Below are 228 nucleotides of genomic sequence, written 5' to 3' on the forward strand. Positions count from 1 at the left end.
TCGCGGGTGCTTATTGCCATGGAAATCGATGCACTGTTACTCCGTCTGTCGAGCCAGCACGGCTCTGACCTGTTCCTTTCCACGGGAGCGCCACCCAGTGCGCGCATCGATGGCGTGCTGACGCCGTTCAGCGAGCGGCCGTTCAAGCCCGGTGAAGTCGAGGCCATCGCCAACTCCTTGATGGACGCCGAGCAGCGGCGCGAGTTCGATCGGGATCTGGAAATGAAC

1 pseudogene is annotated in these 228 nt (G+C 61.8%); it reads left to right on the forward strand.

The features are described 5' to 3' along the window. Positions 1-228, forward strand: a pseudogene (locus ACR9ZK_RS23940) (type IV pili twitching motility protein PilT); the annotation flags it as partial.

This window comes from Monashia sp. HAY1-5C (assembly GCF_056755255.1).